Below are 15,940 nucleotides of genomic sequence, written 5' to 3'. Positions count from 1 at the left end.
GTTTTATCTCCGATAAAATTTCATACGACATAGCTTATTTTTTCTCTCGCTGATGATGCAAATTACGCAGATCGTAAAAATCTGTGCAATTCGTGTGATCTGTGGGAATAATGTATACCACTTTAAATCGTTAAGAAAATAAAAGTAAAGCCTACCACAAATCTATTTAAAATCTTATAATAAAAAAGCGCTCCAAATGAATTGAAGCGCTAATATTTTAATCTCCGATGAGATGTTTTCTTAAGCGTTTTCTAAGATATAAGAGAACATCAATGGCGCACAGATCGTCGCATCACTTTCAACGATAAATTTCGGTGTAGTGATATCCAGTTTACCCCAAGTGATCTTCTCATTTGGAACTGCTCCCGAATATGACCCGTAAGATGTAGTAGAGTCAGAAATCTGGCAGAAATAAGACCAGAAAGGAATGTCATGCATTTCCATATCCTGATATAACATTGGTACTACACAAATAGGGAAATCTCCTGCGATACCGCCACCAATCTGGAAGAACCCAACTCCTTTTCCTCCTGAGTTTTTAGTATACCAGTCAGCAAGGTAAGTCATATATTCGATTCCAGATTTCATTGTAGTAGGCTTAAGCTCTCCTTTGATGCAGTAAGAAGCGAAGATGTTACCCATTGTAGAATCTTCCCATCCCGGAACTACGATTGGTAGGTTAGCTTCTGCAGCAGCAATCATCCAGGAATTTTCTCTAGGAATTTCATAATACTGTTCCAATACTCCTGAAAGGATCATTTTGTACATGAATTCGTGAGGGAAATATCTTTCTCCTTTAGCTTCTGCGTCTTTCCAGATCTCTACGATATGTTTTTGTAATCTTCTGAAAGCTTCTTCTTCAGGGATACAAGTATCTGTAACTCTGTTCAGACCTCTTTCCAAAAGATCCCACTCATCCTGAGCCGTTAAATCTCTATAATGAGGAACTCTTTCATAGTGAGAGTGTGCTACAAGGTTCATTAAATCTTCTTCAAGGTTAGCCCCTGTACAAGAGATAAAATCTACTTTTCCCTGACGGATCATTTCAGCAAGAATCTTCCCTAATTCAGCAGTAGACATTGCTCCCGCCAAAGTAATCATCATTTTTCCGCCATCTTTAAGATGTGCAACATATCCTTTAGAAGCATCCACCAATGCAGCTGCGTTGAAGTGCAGGTAATACTTTTCTATGAATTCAGTTATCGGTTTGCTCATTTTTTTAATTTTTGCAAAGATAAAACTTAAAAACGGAATGCAGCGAAAGCACTTGAAGAAAGTATAAGAGAGGCGTCTTTTTTTATCATTTGTTAAATAGAAGCGTCTCAGTTGTTGAAAACGCAAGGGTACAAAAGATTTTAAAGCTTTATGAATATTTTAAGGCGCAAGAAAATCGAAGATTTTCAGCAAGGGAAAGCATCATTTTTGCACAAATTGCACAGATTTTTATTTTATATTATCCGAAAAATCAGCATGTGATAAAAAATAAATTGTACAGTAAAAATTTTATCGAAGATAAAACCCTTATGCCTTAAAGTAGGAGCCATGTCAAAAAATTTGCGGCTTTGCATTTTCCAACATTAAAAGTTTATAAAAAAGCGCGACCCAAAATGAGCCACGCTTTCATTAACAATCAACTTAAATAATATTTAGCAGAAATTTATCCTTCCCAGGCTTCCACTTTCAGGATTTCTATTTTTCTTTCTCCGTCTCTGAAAGGCCAGCTGATAACATCTCCTACCTTATACCCTACTACTGCAAGAGCAATATCAGACAGAATGGAGTGTTTGTTCTTTGTAAGCTTTTGTTTCGTGGAGGGTACGAAAATGTATTCATGTTCAAAATCCAGGGTATGGTCTTTTAATGTTACTTTTCTATCAACTGTAACAACATCAGCAGGCAGATCTCTTCTCAGGACCTGTTTTGCTTTTCTGAGTTCTTCGGTCAATCTTTTTTCTTCTTCGATGCTCACTTTTTTTCTTCTCAGTGTATCTTTTATAGCATCATAAATTCCGGTGGTTACAATAATATGATTAGACATTTTCTTCAATTTTTTAATTTAAAATACAGTTGTTCTCTGACGATCCAATGTAGAAGCCAGGCGTACAACAGCCTTCTTCTATAGAAAACTGCAAAAAACAATATATAAAATCCGAAATGAGTCCCTGCCTTGGATCCTGACAGGGCTTAGATAATGAAGTCCTTGGAACTTTTCAGAAAAGAATCTGTATGAAGATAAAGTAAAGACAGCAGCAATCCTGGCCGGCGGTGTTCTGCAGATAAAAAGATTGTTGCTGTCATTATCAATTATTATTAATTCAAACAAAGATACGGCTTAAAAACGGAATGTAGCGGCTGCACTTAAAGAAACTCTGTGCAAACCTTCTTTTTGATCATCATCAAATTTATAAGTCACTCCGTTATACTTCATTTTATTCAGGGTTCCGCCACTTAATCCTACTTTTGGCCCTATCATAAAATTCTTGCTTACCTGATATTGATATCCAAGATCAACTTCTGCCCCAAAAGTACTTCCAGTACCTTTTACAGATCCTGTTTTTGTAGTATAAGACAGTACTCCCAACGCCACGTCTGCAAATACCTTATGTCTCGTATCCAGATGATTATTTGAAATAAGTCCGGAGAAACCGAAAAATGTAATATGATCCTTTGTCGTTACAGGAACAGATACTGGCATTCCATCTACATAACCAAGCAGAAATCCGTCGCTTGATGCACTGTAGTTAGAATATTTTACTCCGAATCCAAGCCCGTTTTTTACTTCATAATGGGCTGCAATATCAAAGTTCAGTCCATTTTTCAGGTCTTTTACATATTCTTTTTCTTCTTTGCTAAGTCCGGGAATTGTCTTTGCAGTTCTCCATGCATATCCTATGGAAGGTCTGATAGAAAATTTCTGAGCGAAAGACATGATGGAGATTGAGAACACTCCAGCTAAAATTAATTTTTTTATCATCGTTTTAAAGTTTCCGGCATAAATAAAATTTTCTACCGGAGAAACCAATTAAAACCTGAAACGTCTGCTTTCTTTTTTATCCGAAAGCTTTTTCTTATTATCCAGTCTTTTTTGTTTCTGACCTTTTGAAGGCTTGGTTGCTGTTCTTTTTTTCGGAACAATGAGTGCTTTGTTTACCATTTCAAGTATTTTTTCAATGGCTTTATTTTTATTCATCAGTTGTGTTCTGCTTTCAGAAACTGAGAGGAATAAAAAACCGTCTGCATTGATCCTGTTTTTCAGTTTAAGCTGAATCAATACTTTTTCGTCTTCATTAAAAAACTCTGATGTATCTACTTTCCAAAGTACAGTGACTGCAGTCTCCACTTTATTGACATTTTGTCCTCCTGCACCGCTGCTGCGGGAAGTTTTAAAGCTGAGTTCTTTTGAAAAGTCTTTCATTTTTTAAGATTTTGAGATACCGGAATCAACTAGAGATCTCCAGTTAAATTTTTATACAATTCCAATCTGTTTACCTTCCCGTTGGGAGTTCTCGGAATTTCTCTGATGAAAACAATGTCTTTCGGCCTGTGGAAATTTTTCTCAAATAGTATTTCTGAAACTTTCCTTTTTACCTCATCAGATTCATTTCCTTCTATAATCAATATCAATTTCTGGCCCAAACTTTCATCCGGCAACCCCGCAAATATGGCCTCATTTGGGAGTTCTTTTTTTACCAGGGCTTCCAGGGCTTCCGGAAAAATTTTTGCACCTCCGGAATTAATCACATTATCAATTCTTCCGAGAAATTTAAACTGTTTTTTATTCTTAATCTCAACTAAATCATTAGTTTGCAATTCTGAAGCATTTACATTGGGAGCAAAGATCTTCAGACAACCTCTGTCATCTAAAGAGATCGCTACATTTTCAAAAACGGTGAAATACTCTTCCTGTTCCGGCATTAATTGTTTTAATCCGATATGGGAAAGGGTTTCAGACATTCCATAGGTTTCAAAAATCCGGTTGGAAGGACTAAGGTTCATATGCCGGATTTTATTTTTCAGGCTTTCTGAAACAGCAGCACCACCAATGATCAGGTTTTTAATCAGATGAAGTTTTTCCAGTGAGTTTTCTACCTGGAGAGGTGTCATCGCACAAAAATCTATTTCTTCATTCAGATTTTCAAGAGGCTTTAAAGAAGGATCAGTAACTTTTAATTGTAATTTTCTTTCTAGAGAACGGACAATCATCATTTTACCGGAAATGTATTCTACAGGCAGGCAAAGCAATGCCGTATCACCTCCTTTTAATCCTAAAAAATTACAGGTCATTACTGCTGAATTGACCATTTTCTTTTTTTCAATTTCAAAAATTTTCGGCACTCCGGTAGAACCTGAAGTCTGGACATTTACTCCTGTTTTTTGTGAAAACCATTCTTCCAGAAAATCTTTTACTTTCTTTTCAAATTCTGTAGAGAATGATAATTGATTAATAGTGAGATTATTGAAGTCTATCAGCATGTTTTCCGTGAATAAATTCTACAGTAAATTTAAAAAAAATTTCAAAAAGTTCTTGTATATAAAGAAAAAAGCTGTAAATTTGCACCACTAAAACAAACAGAGACTCATGGTGTAGCGGTAACACTACTGATTTTGGTTCAGTCATCTGGGGTTCGAATCCCTGTGAGTCTACAAACCATCCTTTTTTAAGGATGGTTTTTGTTTTTTTATTCTTATTCAATCTAATTTCCTATTTGCAATACAATAAATAGCCACTGTAAATTACAATGGTCATTATTCATAAAATATAATTTCTTACAGTTTACCTTGCATTTAAAAGATTTATTTTCAAACTCTTTTTTTTACAAATAATGTTTTTTTGAGACTAATCATCTTCGCTATAGCAAGCTAATTGATACATATATTTGTCAAAATCTTCATTGAAATCATTTTCAACAAAAGGTTTTAATTTAAAAAACTGTTCTTTTGTTATGTTCTGTAACAACTAAAAAAGTCTTGTAAGTATCACTTTATACTGTAAGCTTGCATCTCCATTGTTAGTAAGATCTATTGTTCCGGCTGTGGGCATTGTTAATGTATAATTAAATGCAATATTAGTACCTCCTGCAGCACAATTTGGAATGCCTGACCAAACAACTGATGTTGTATATCTGTTTACTTCAGTAAAAGCAGGCGCTTTATCGGTGGTGTCTGTGTTTAAAATTCCATCCATTCCTTTAATAGAGAAAGAATTGTTAATAGCATTATTAGTGACGTAATACTCTGCAATACCAATACGCCCACAACTATTACTGACATTGACCACAGCTTTATATACCGCATTATTGGCAAGTCCAGCAATCAAAGTATTTGTAGCACCTGGTGTTATGGTAACAGTGTTATTAATAACCGTTCCATAAATGTTATCAACAGCTTTATTCAAAACCCCATTTGCATCTGAATATACCGGCGTAATAAGGGTAGCGCCTGCTGCTACATCCATGGTTCTTACTCTGGTACTACCGGCAACATCCAAGGTATTGGTAGGAGTATTGGTAGCGACACCTATATTACCAAGGGTTAGATCCATTGCCCAATCACTTCCACCAGGAATACGGGAAATAATAAATACCCCGTTATTCCCGTTGAAATTAGGATTTATACCCATTACTGCCTGTTTCACTCCCGTAGTTCCCGTAGTTCTTAAGATCGATAATATGGAGTTATTGGTAATAGGATTTTCTATCAGTAATCCCGTATTGGTAGCTTCACCTCCTCCAATACCTGTGGCTGTTCCCCTATTTTTTATATGGAGATTCGATAATGGTGTTAGGTTACCGATACCTACATTTCCTTCAGAAGTTACTGTGAAGTCATTGGCTTGCTGGACGTCAGTTGGAACACCGGTTGCAGGATTGTCTTTTGCCCCATCTACATGGAGCATACCTTGAGGGTTTGATGTATTTATCCCTACCTGTGAAAACGCAATGATAGAAAACAATATCATTGCCAAAGAGATTAAATTTTTTTTCATTTTTTAAGATTTAAAATGGTGTAATTTGAGTATTTAATTCAATACATTTATTTATGATTGTTATTCAAATAAACATATATAAAAATCAAATTTACACTTTTAAAACGATCACAATATTAAATTAACATAAATAACTCATAATAAAAATAATATTCTCAACACAATAATTGTAATTTTTATTATATACCACGCCCTCTCAGGAAATAGTAAGATAAAAAAAGTACTTTTTTCAAAAACATCTTGAAAAAAGTGGTCTTAAGGAATTAATTGACTCTATTTCATCTGATAAATATTACAATCCTGAACCTGATGACTTTTTTATTAATTTACTGCAACCGCATAAATCGCATTTTCAGACCATACTCCTCCCACTTTACCCAATCCGGCGCCTGTCACAGTACCACTAGCCTGAGTATTCCCTACAATATATCGATACGTTTTGGTTGTCCCGGATGTATTATTAATTTGTACTGTACCCGTAGCAACACTATATTTTTGTCCACCATTAAACGGTCCTTCCAATTGAAAACTCATTAAAGTAGGTCTTATGACATCTGCTGACTGAGTGCCGGTTTGTCCAATGGTTGTAAGATTTGCATCTGAAAAAGTACTTCTTACAAACATCCAGTCACTTGCTGTAATTGTTCCCTGCGGTATTAATAGTAATGAAATGGTAACCATCCATCTTCCCGGAGGTAAAGTAATGGAAGAACCAGTATATCTAAAATCAGAAAATTGGGAAAATGGGACATCATATCCTCCGCCCAATGTTCCTACAGCAACATTTGACGCGGCTCTCTGCCATGTTGCCACGCCATTGGCATCAGAAGTTAATATCTTATTGGCCCCTTGTGTACCATCTACAATTTTTAATGCGCCATTCGTTGAGGAACGTACATCCAATACATTTGTGGGCGCCGTTGTGCCAATACCTACTCTGCCATTTTTATTCAGAGTCATTAAGGGGTCTCCTGCAGCCGGAGCTCCTGCAAACAATTGTAGTACATTGGCAGCGTTTCCCAATCCATAAAAATCATCTCCTGCAGCACTGTTCCATAATGCCAGTTTTTTTCCGTTACCGCTTCCCAAATCCAACATATTCTTAGGAGTTGTTGTTCCTATACCCACTCTGTTGGTAACTGCATCTACCGAAAATGTACTTCCATCCACTGAAAAGTGACTGGTTCCTGCGGTAGCAGTACTTGTAAAGGCTAAAGAACCGGTTCCCTGAGCTACTGTACGGGATCCTGTAAGTGTTCCGTTTGAATTGTAAATATTAGTATTTGCAGGAAGGTCCTTCCATGTTGCAACACCATTCGCGTCTGATGTTAAAACTTTGGCATTTCCCTGTGTTCCATCGACAATTTTTAGAGCTCCATTGGCTGTAGAGCGGATATCCAGTTTATTGGTAGGGTTTACTGTTCCTACTCCGACATTTCCGTTATTAAGCACTGTAAAATCATTAGACTGTTGAGCTGTAGTTGGAACTCCTGTTGAAACATTATCTTTGGCACCATCCACATGAAAAGAGCCTTGAGGATTTGGAGTATTTATCCCTACCTGAGAGAAGAATAAATTTGAGAAAAGCATTCCTGATGAAATGATTATTTTTTTCATTTGTTTAGGTTTAAAAAATGTTTGATGTTTATTTTTTTTCTTGTGTGTATTTAGAATCGTACTGAAAAACATGACCGGTCTGAAATTTCTCTGTGTCCGAATTAGATGATGCAAACTTATTGACTCTAAATAAAAAAAAATCTACATCAAAGACACTTCAAAAAATAAAACATTGATAAACAATCAATTAAAACCAAAAAGAAGTAACTTTGAAGTAAGTGAAAAAAGTGAATTATTGGCTCTCCATAAGCAAAATTCTGTGATAAAGATGGAAATTATAAAGCTCTGCAACTTCAAAAGCTTTATCATTAAAAAAGGCAGGGACGTTACTATCCCCGCCCATAAACACAAACACTTAAGAATGAAAAAAATTTTCGTAGTAAATGTATCAATATTATGCAGCCTGGCTACTACTTTAAAAATACTTCACTTAATAATGAATTAAAAGACAATATTTTATATATTCGAGGGTGTATTTTTGAAGTGTATTTTTTATGATATATTTATGTAAAAGTTTCTACTATTACTTAATTTTTTAAAACATATTCATAAAAAAGTTATTTTTGTTTTAATAATTTTAAAAAATATGTTCCCCAATTTTAGAATTAAAACATTATACCTGATTTTCTTTTCTTTCTCTGCATTTTTGATGCTCAAGACTTTTCTTTTCAGCCCGAACCCATAAAAACCACATTAGAATACAGAAAGAAATTAGATGCCAAAGGAGCTTTGCAGTTTAATATTAGTGCTCTTAAAAAGTATGAAGAAAATAATAATACTAAAGGTATAATTATGGCCTATACCAATATAGGAAGTCTATTAAACGGACTTGGCAGAAACAAGGAAAGTTTGCAGTATCTTGACAAGGCTAAAAAAGAATTGTTTCATAGTAATGATCCTTTTCTAAAGGCTAATTTGTATAATGAATACGGAAGAACCTATACAAGTCTTGGGCTTTACGAGCAATCCAATGCAGCCTTTGACCAAGCAAAATCTTTTATAAAGAAAATTCCTGACCTTAAACAGAGAGAATTTGCTGAGGCCTACAACTATTCGTGGAAACAGCAAAACTTACCAAAGGATAAAAACCTTGACTCTTTACAGACCCTAAAAAAGAAAATAATGGGTGTAAAGCCTACTATAACTTCTTATACCAGAACAGCAGATCAATTTATTGCTAAAAAAAATCATTTGGATTCTGCTGAATATTATATGAATAAAGCCATCGCTCTTTCAGGAAATGCATCTGATATTGAAAAAGCAACGGCCTGGTTCAGCTATGGAGATCTCTTTAATGTGAAAGGAGATAAAGAAAAGGCACTTCAATATTATCTGAAATCACTCGATATATTTCAAAAAACGGAAAATACTCCAACCTCCCTGCTGACGGTTTATGATACGCTTTCGAGTGTTTATAAGTCTTTAAATGAAATTGATAAATCCAATGAATATCTGAGAAAATATACTGTTCTTAATGATGAGATCAACAAAAATGAAAAAGAAGCCATCAATCTTGCTGTTAATAAACTCATTGAATTAAAGCATGAGGAGAAGGAAAAAGAAAGAAAAACATTTTATGCAATAGCGCTGGTTATTATCGTTATATTTTTAATAGTATTCTATTTTATCCGAAAAATCTATATTCAAAAGGAACTTAAGAAAGATAAAATTATTGAAAAGAAGATTCTTGAAACGGATGTTCTAAAATTAAAAGTAAATGATTCATTTGACGAAATTATCCAGCTGATGGAGAGTAGAAGTCCCTTATTTCTCACGCGTTTTAAAGAAGTATATCCTGAATTTTACGAAAAATTAATTACCCATACCCCCGAACTTACAGAACATGATGTAAAATTCAGTGCATATATCAGATTAAATCTTACGAATAAAGAAATCTGCCAATATGAAAACATTAGTTTGCGGGGAATAGAGACAAAAAGATACAGACTTAAGAAAAAACTGAAGCTGCCATCAAGCACTGAACTTCAGAAGTGGATTCTGGAGCTTTAAGATATTTTGCTTGATTTAAAAAAAGACCTCTATTCGAGGTCTTCTTTTGTTTATATGTAAATATGTATTATTTTTTGAGCTCATCAATTTCTTCCTGTATCGATTTGATTCTATCCCTTAATTCCTGGCTTACTTTCCCCGGAATCTTTTTTATCTTTCTTAAATCCAGAGCCAGCATAATGGAAGCTATTCCCATAAAAATAAAGGAAACACCGGTAAGGGTAACTAATGAAATTCCCGTAAATACCGGATTAAAAATCAGCAGCAGGGAAAATATAATGCCTCCCACACTGGCAAGAGCAACATTTCCCCAGCTCATTATCTTCATGCTTTTCAGGTCAAATGCAAAGCCCAGTAATTGAAATGAACGGAACAGCAAGGTAAATCCGATGACAAAAGGAAGTACTGCCATAGAAATCTGAGGATTTGCGATAAGATAAATTCCTATTGCAGTGGTTAATAATCCACTCACTAGAAACCAGCCCCAACCCTGCAGGGATTTGCTGTTCTGTAAGGAAAAGAATATTTCAGTAATACCCGAAAATAAGAATGAAACACTGAAAAAGATAGAAAGTGTCACATACGTTGCAAGCGGTACACTGAAAACATAAAAACCGCAGATAAGGAAAAGAATTCCGAAGATTAAAGGGATGTACCAGTGCTTTACGGTATTGGTAAAAGTTTGAAATAAATTGGCCATAAGAGTGTTTTTTGGTCATGCCTACTTTTTTGTAACGGTTTTCGGCTTCTCCGCAGGTATCACAAACAGATTATAATTTTCACCTGAATTTGAAATATAACGTCTTACTAATATATGAAAAATAAGCGGAAATACGAAGTACTCACTCAATGAATGTTGCATTTCTCCTCCACTTAGAAAGTATCTCTAAAAATTTTCAGAAACAAAAAAGGTGAAAATCTTTTAATTTTCACCTTTCCAAAAACATGTTTAAATGTGTTTATTTTTAATTCGGTTTGTACAATTTGTACATTACGAACAAAAAGCCAATCCATATCGGGATCAGAATTACCTGAATTTCCATACCTGTAATACTCATTAATCCTAAAATCAGAATTAAAAATGCAATGCAGATATAGTTGGATACCGGATAAAATATAGATGGGAATTTTGAATGTATTCCCTCTGCATTTATTGATTTTTTGAACTTTAAATGGGTGTAGCATATCATAAGCCAGTTGATGATCAGTGTAGATACAACCAAAGCCATCAAATATTCAAAGGCTTTCTCCGGTACCAGTTTATTGATTATAATACAGATTCCTGCGAAGCATGAAGATATAATGATCGCATTGGTAGGAACTGAGTTTTTGTTCAGTTTTTTCAGGAATTTCGGAGCATTTCCCTGCTGAGCCAATCCGAAAAGCATTCTGCTGTTACTGTAAACACTGCTGTTGTACACTGACAACGCAGCTGTTAAAACAATCAGGTTAAGAACATTCGCTATTAATGTATTGAACTGAATCACTTTTCCAAAAAGGCTGAATTCGAGACCATTCAGATTTTGAAATACCATTACAAACGGGCTGGATCCTTCTGTAATATCTCTCCAGGGACTTAAAGAAAATAAAATAACCAACGCTCCCACATAGAAAATAAGGATTCTATAGATCACCTGATTGGTTGCCTGCGGAATCGTTTTCTCCGGGTTTTTGGCTTCTGCAGCCGTAATTCCGATAAGCTCAAGCCCTCCGAATGAGAACATGATCATTGCCATAGCTGCAAATAGTCCTGAATATCCGTTTTCTGTTTTGTTAAATAATCCTTTGGGAAAAAAACCTCCGTCATTCCACAGATTGGTAATTGTCGCTTTTTCTCCTCCTGTCCCGCTTATTAAAAGATAGACTCCGAAAATAATCATCGCAATAATAGCCACTACCTTGATAATGGAAAACCAGAATTCTGTTTCTCCGTAAACTTTTACGGATGCCAGATTAAGCGCATTAATGACCACAAAGAAGAATAAACTGGAAACCCAGAGTGGTATTTCCGGCCACCAAAAATGGATATAGTGCCCAATTGCCGTAAGTTCTGCCATACTCACCAGAATATAGAGAATCCAGTAGTTCCATCCGGAAGCAAATCCCGGAAAATTTCCCCAATATTTGTAGGCAAAGTAGCTAAAACTTCCAGAAACGGGTTCCTGAACTACCATTTCACCCAGCTGACGCATAATAAAAAAGGCAATAATACCTGCTAAAGCATAGCCTAAAATTACGGACGGTCCAGCCAGTACCGCTGCCGGTCCGATTCCCAGAAATAACCCTGTTCCGATGGCTCCACCAAGGGCAATTAATTGTATGTGTCGGTTTGTTAATCCTCTAACTAAAGTCTCGTTTTGTCCTGTTTTATTTTCGTTGCTCATTGAATGAATTATTCGGTCGCTAAATATATAAAAACTTTTCAGAGAAATTCACATTCCATGGGGTAAATTGAGAATTCAGCCTCATCCGTATATTTTCTTTTTACATCATTATAAATAAAGTTCAGAATACAGTTACAAAAATAGTTTTAATAATTGTAGTTAAGATTCTATCCTACCTTGTTTTCCATCTCATTCAGAGCAAAAAAAATGATCACTTTCTATTGTTGGAAAGAGATCATTTTTAATACATTATCTAAGCAATTAAGGTTTATAAAAATTCTTTGGGAACTGAAATATTATTCTTTTTCATGTATTCCAAAAGATTTTGATATTTATCTTCATATTCATCGTTTCCGCACTTATGCGAAATACTGCAGATGTCAGATGGCTTGATGTCTAAAATATCAGATATTTTAGTCAGTATCTCCAGGTTGATCTTCACCTTGGAATTCTCAATATCGGAATATGCCTTTTGGGAAATGCCCATTTCAAAGGCCATGTACTCCTGCGTAAGATCTTTGCTCCTACGTATTTTCCTGATATTTTGTCCACATACTTTCATCGCTTTTGTTTTAGTAGTTTTCGGTATATTTTAGAAGATTAGCTATTAGCCTCTAACAAAGTTAATAAATACCTTTGGCAAAACATTACACACGTTACATGATATTTATTTTCAGCATAAAAAAGACTTAAAAATACGCCTTTTTTCAGAGAAAATATCACTTCGGTAAACACTATTGGAATTTATGGAGACGCAAAAATTTAATTATGACAATAATATTGTCAGAGCATTCCTCTATGCGACTATCGCATTCGGACTTGTAGGATTTCTGCTGGGGCTTACAGCTGCATTGATGCTTTTTTATCCTGAATTGCCTGAATTTTTATTCGGTACGGATGATACAACTATTAAAAGCTTGGCTTCAGGTAATATTCAGGGGCTGATCAATACACAGGGAGCCATGGGCTTCGGAAGGATCAGAATGCTTCATACCAGTGCTGTAATTTTTGCTTTTGTATGTAATTCCTTTTTCTGCGGTGCTTATTACAGTATGCAGAGGCTTCTTAAAACCAGAATGTACAGTGACACCCTTTCATGGATTCACTTCTGGTCATGGCAGCTGATGATCGTCAGTGTGGTTATTACATTCCTTATGGGAATCAATACTTCTAAAGAATATGCCGAACATGAATGGCCCATCGATATCTTAATTGCATTCTCATGGATCATTTTCGGAATCAATATGTTCGGAACTATTGCCAAAAGAAGAGTAAGACATTTGTACGTAGCCATCTGGTTCTATATGGCAACCTGGCTTGCAGTAGCAATGCTTCACATCTTCAATAACCTGGAAGTTCCGTTATCTTTCACAAGCTGGAAATCTTATTCTGTATATGCAGGTGTAAAAGATGCATTAGTACAATGGTGGTATGGCCACAATGCGGTTGCATTCGTATTAACCACCCCTGTATTAGGTCTTATGTATTACTTTATGCCAAAAGCAGCTCAGCGACCGGTATTCTCATACAAACTATCCATTATTCACTTCTGGTCGCTGATCTTCGTATATCTTTGGGCCGGGCCTCACCACCTGCAATATACAGCTTTACCGGCATGGGCTCAGGCGGTAGGAACAGGGTTCTCTATTATGCTTATTGCTCCGTCATGGGGAGGAATGCTGAATGGCCTTCTTACCTTAAGAGGAGCCTGGGATAAGGTAAGAGAAAATCCGATTCTTAAATTCTTTGTAGTAGCGGTTACATGCTATGGTATGGCTACTTTCGAAGGACCTTTACTCGCTACAAAATCATTAAATAAAATTGGTCACTATACAGACTGGGTTATCGGACACGTACACATTGGTGCACTCGGATGGAATGGTTTTATGGCATTCGGAATTGTTTATTACCTGGTTCCTATTATGTGGAGAACATCTCTTTGGTCTAAAAAACTGGCCAACTGGCACTTCTGGCTGGGAACTTTAGGAATTATCTTCTATGCAGTTCCAATGTATATATCTGGATTTACGCAAGGATTGATGTGGAAACAGTTCAACCCGGACGGAACCTTATTATGGAAAAACTGGCTGGATACTGTAACAGCTGTCATTCCTTACTATAAAATGAGATTCTTAGGAGGACTATTTTATCTTTCAGGAGCTATCCTGATGGTTATAAATGTTATTAAAACAATCAAAGCCGGTTCATTCCAGAAAGAAGTTCCTGCAGAAGCTCCTGCCTTAGCCAATATCGGAAGTTCAAGAAAAGAAGGTGAAGGCTTACACCTTTGGCTGGAAAGAACGCCTACTCTTCTTTCTGTATTAGCTTTCATTACAGTAGCAATTGGTGGATTGGTGGAGATTGTTCCTACACTGTCACTGAAGCAAAGTGTTCCGACAATTACTGCCGTAAAACCATACACGCCACTGGAACTGGAAGGTAGAGACTTATATATCCGTGAAGGATGTAACTCATGCCACTCACAAATGATCAGACCTTTCCGTGATGAAGTCGTAAGATTTGAAGGGAAAAACGGACAGTACTCCAAAGCAGGAGAATTCGTATACGACAGACCATTCTTATGGGGATCAAAAAGAACAGGACCGGATCTTCACAGAGAAGGAGGAAGAAACCCGGATTCATGGCACTTCAAACACATGTACAACCCAAGAATTACTTCTGCCGGTTCCATTATGCCACGTTTCCCATGGTTAATCAGTAATAAACTGGACAGAACACAAATGGTGGATAAAATGAAACTGATGAAAAATGTCTTCGATGTTCCTTATACAAAAGCCCAGATAGATTCTGCCAGCCAATGGGCGGACAACCAGTCCAAAGCAATTGTACAGAGAATTTATTCTGAAGCAACGGATGTAAAAGATCAGATGGCCAAAGAAAAAACAGCAAAAGGATCTGCCTATGTACCACTTGAACAAAGAGAAATTGTAGCCATGATTGCTTACCTCCAGAGGTTAGGTACAGACATCAAAACGACACAGGTACAAACCGCAAGCGTAAAGTAACATTTAAAATTAAACTGCAATGAAAACGAGAACCCCCATTTCAATATATATCGCAACAACGATAGGTTTAACGATCATGGCCTTTGAAATGTTCGCCGGAGATTCAGGATATTTTTCTTCTCCTTTTTTCTGGGCGCTGATACTAATTGCCATTATCCTGCTGCTGATCATGAATTCGATTGGTGACCTGGTAGAAAATGAAAGTTTCAACAGATTATCCGAGGAAGAAAAAAAACAATATCTGGAAGAAAAAAAGATTCCTTATTACCAGAAATTATGGAACTCTGCGTTCAAAAAGCAAAGCGCTACAGAAGAAAAAGATATTCTTATCGACCATGGTTTTGATGGAATTACAGAGCTGGACAACTCGCTTCCGAAATGGTGGATTGGCTTATTCTGGTTCGGATGTATTTTCTGTGCCGTATATCTGGTAGCCTTCTCTTTTACAGATTATGCCCATCCTGATGCAGAATACACGAAGGAAACAAAAACCATGCTGGCTTCCATAGAAGAGTATGAGAAAACGGCACCTCAGATCAATCTGGAATCTGCAAAATACAGTGCTGATAATATTGCCGAAGGACAGGAACTTTTTAAAACGAATTGTGTTACCTGCCACGGAGACGGAGGAAAAGGAGGTATAGGTCCGAACCTTACCGATACCCACTGGATCAATATTAAAGAAAAAAGCTTATTTAAAAATGTTTTCTGGATGCTTGAAAACGGCTCTCCGAACAATCCTACCATGAGACCTTTCATTAAAGAAGGAACCATTACCGGAAGAGATGCAGAGAAAATTGCCGCTTATATTTATCACATCAATCAGGAAACCGCTCCTATCACTACGGCACAAGGTGGTGCAGCTCCTCAGGGAGAAGAAGTGAAATGGGAGAACGGAAACAACTAAAATTATTATT

The 15,940-nt window shown here is 36.2% G+C and carries 13 protein-coding genes and 1 tRNA gene; 4 read left to right on the top strand and 10 right to left on the bottom strand.

What is annotated here, in order from left to right:
- Window positions 1-240: 240 nt before the first annotated feature.
- From AC5YGI_RS19890 to AC5YGI_RS19870, 5 genes are all read right to left on the bottom strand, one after another.
- Window positions 241-1,215: a deoxyhypusine synthase family protein gene (locus AC5YGI_RS19890; protein ID WP_002976594.1), complete on the bottom strand. Its 975-nt coding sequence runs from the start codon at window positions 1,213-1,215 to the stop codon at window positions 241-243.
- A 442-nt stretch (window positions 1,216-1,657) separates the two neighbouring features.
- A complete protein-coding gene (locus tag AC5YGI_RS19885; RefSeq protein WP_330743272.1) occupies window positions 1,658-2,038 on the bottom strand; it encodes a GreA/GreB family elongation factor in 381 nt (126 codons plus the stop codon).
- Window positions 2,039-2,332: 294 nt separating this feature from the next.
- Window positions 2,333-2,974, bottom strand: coding sequence for a DUF2715 domain-containing protein (locus AC5YGI_RS19880; protein WP_330743274.1), 642 nt, complete (start codon window positions 2,972-2,974; stop codon window positions 2,333-2,335).
- A gap of 48 nt (window positions 2,975-3,022) precedes the next feature.
- Window positions 3,023-3,415, bottom strand: a complete 393-nt coding sequence (arfB, locus tag AC5YGI_RS19875; protein WP_330743276.1) for an alternative ribosome rescue aminoacyl-tRNA hydrolase ArfB — start codon at window positions 3,413-3,415, stop codon at window positions 3,023-3,025.
- Between the two features lie 29 nt (window positions 3,416-3,444).
- Window positions 3,445-4,473: an AMP-binding protein gene (locus AC5YGI_RS19870; RefSeq protein ID WP_330743278.1), complete on the bottom strand. Its 1,029-nt coding sequence runs from the start codon at window positions 4,471-4,473 to the stop codon at window positions 3,445-3,447.
- Between the two features lie 100 nt (window positions 4,474-4,573).
- Between AC5YGI_RS19870 and AC5YGI_RS19865 the strand changes: the two genes are divergently transcribed.
- Window positions 4,574-4,644, top strand: a tRNA-Gln gene (locus tag AC5YGI_RS19865).
- A gap of 313 nt (window positions 4,645-4,957) precedes the next feature.
- Here AC5YGI_RS19865 and AC5YGI_RS19860 read toward each other — a convergent pair.
- Together AC5YGI_RS19860 and AC5YGI_RS19855 are read right to left on the bottom strand one after the other, a co-directional pair.
- Window positions 4,958-5,986 carry a hypothetical protein gene (locus AC5YGI_RS19860; protein ID WP_330743280.1) on the bottom strand — a complete coding sequence of 343 codons (1,029 nt, stop codon included), beginning with the start codon at window positions 5,984-5,986 and terminating at the stop codon, window positions 4,958-4,960.
- Window positions 5,987-6,307: 321 nt separating this feature from the next.
- Window positions 6,308-7,603: a hypothetical protein gene (locus tag AC5YGI_RS19855; protein WP_330743282.1), complete on the bottom strand. Its 1,296-nt coding sequence runs from the start codon at window positions 7,601-7,603 to the stop codon at window positions 6,308-6,310.
- Window positions 7,604-8,395: 792 nt separating this feature from the next.
- On the opposite strand from AC5YGI_RS19855, the gene AC5YGI_RS19850 reads away from it, so the two are divergent.
- On the top strand, window positions 8,396-9,613 hold the full coding sequence (locus tag AC5YGI_RS19850) for a tetratricopeptide repeat protein (protein WP_496169384.1): 1,218 nt from the start codon (window positions 8,396-8,398) through the stop codon (window positions 9,611-9,613).
- A 67-nt stretch (window positions 9,614-9,680) separates the two neighbouring features.
- On the opposite strand, the gene AC5YGI_RS19845 is transcribed toward AC5YGI_RS19850, so the two are convergent.
- From AC5YGI_RS19845 to AC5YGI_RS19835, 3 genes are all read right to left on the bottom strand, one after another.
- Window positions 9,681-10,313 carry an HdeD family acid-resistance protein gene (locus AC5YGI_RS19845; protein ID WP_330743288.1) on the bottom strand — a complete coding sequence of 211 codons (633 nt, stop codon included), beginning with the start codon at window positions 10,311-10,313 and terminating at the stop codon, window positions 9,681-9,683.
- 265 nt (window positions 10,314-10,578) lie between these two features.
- Window positions 10,579-11,997, bottom strand: coding sequence for an amino acid permease (locus AC5YGI_RS19840; RefSeq protein ID WP_110008126.1), 1,419 nt, complete (start codon window positions 11,995-11,997; stop codon window positions 10,579-10,581).
- 268 nt (window positions 11,998-12,265) lie between these two features.
- Complete coding sequence (locus AC5YGI_RS19835; protein ID WP_167022761.1) at window positions 12,266-12,559, bottom strand: helix-turn-helix domain-containing protein; 294 nt, start codon at window positions 12,557-12,559, stop codon at window positions 12,266-12,268.
- A 184-nt stretch (window positions 12,560-12,743) separates the two neighbouring features.
- Here AC5YGI_RS19835 and ccoN point away from each other — a divergent pair, with 184 nt between their 5' ends.
- Both ccoN and AC5YGI_RS19825 read left to right on the top strand, forming a co-directional pair.
- Window positions 12,744-15,023 (top strand): cytochrome-c oxidase, cbb3-type subunit I, encoded by a 2,280-nt coding sequence (gene ccoN / locus AC5YGI_RS19830; protein WP_330743295.1) that lies wholly within the window; start codon window positions 12,744-12,746, stop codon window positions 15,021-15,023.
- Between the two features lie 19 nt (window positions 15,024-15,042).
- Entirely contained in the window at window positions 15,043-15,930 is an 888-nt protein-coding gene (locus tag AC5YGI_RS19825) for a cbb3-type cytochrome c oxidase N-terminal domain-containing protein (RefSeq protein ID WP_110008128.1), read from the top strand.
- Window positions 15,931-15,940: the final 10 nt, after the last annotated feature.

The organism is Chryseobacterium sp. CS3K3.1, from assembly GCF_059515165.1.
Note: the sequence above shows the minus strand (reverse complement) of the source record. Positions and strands in the feature narration are given on the sequence as shown.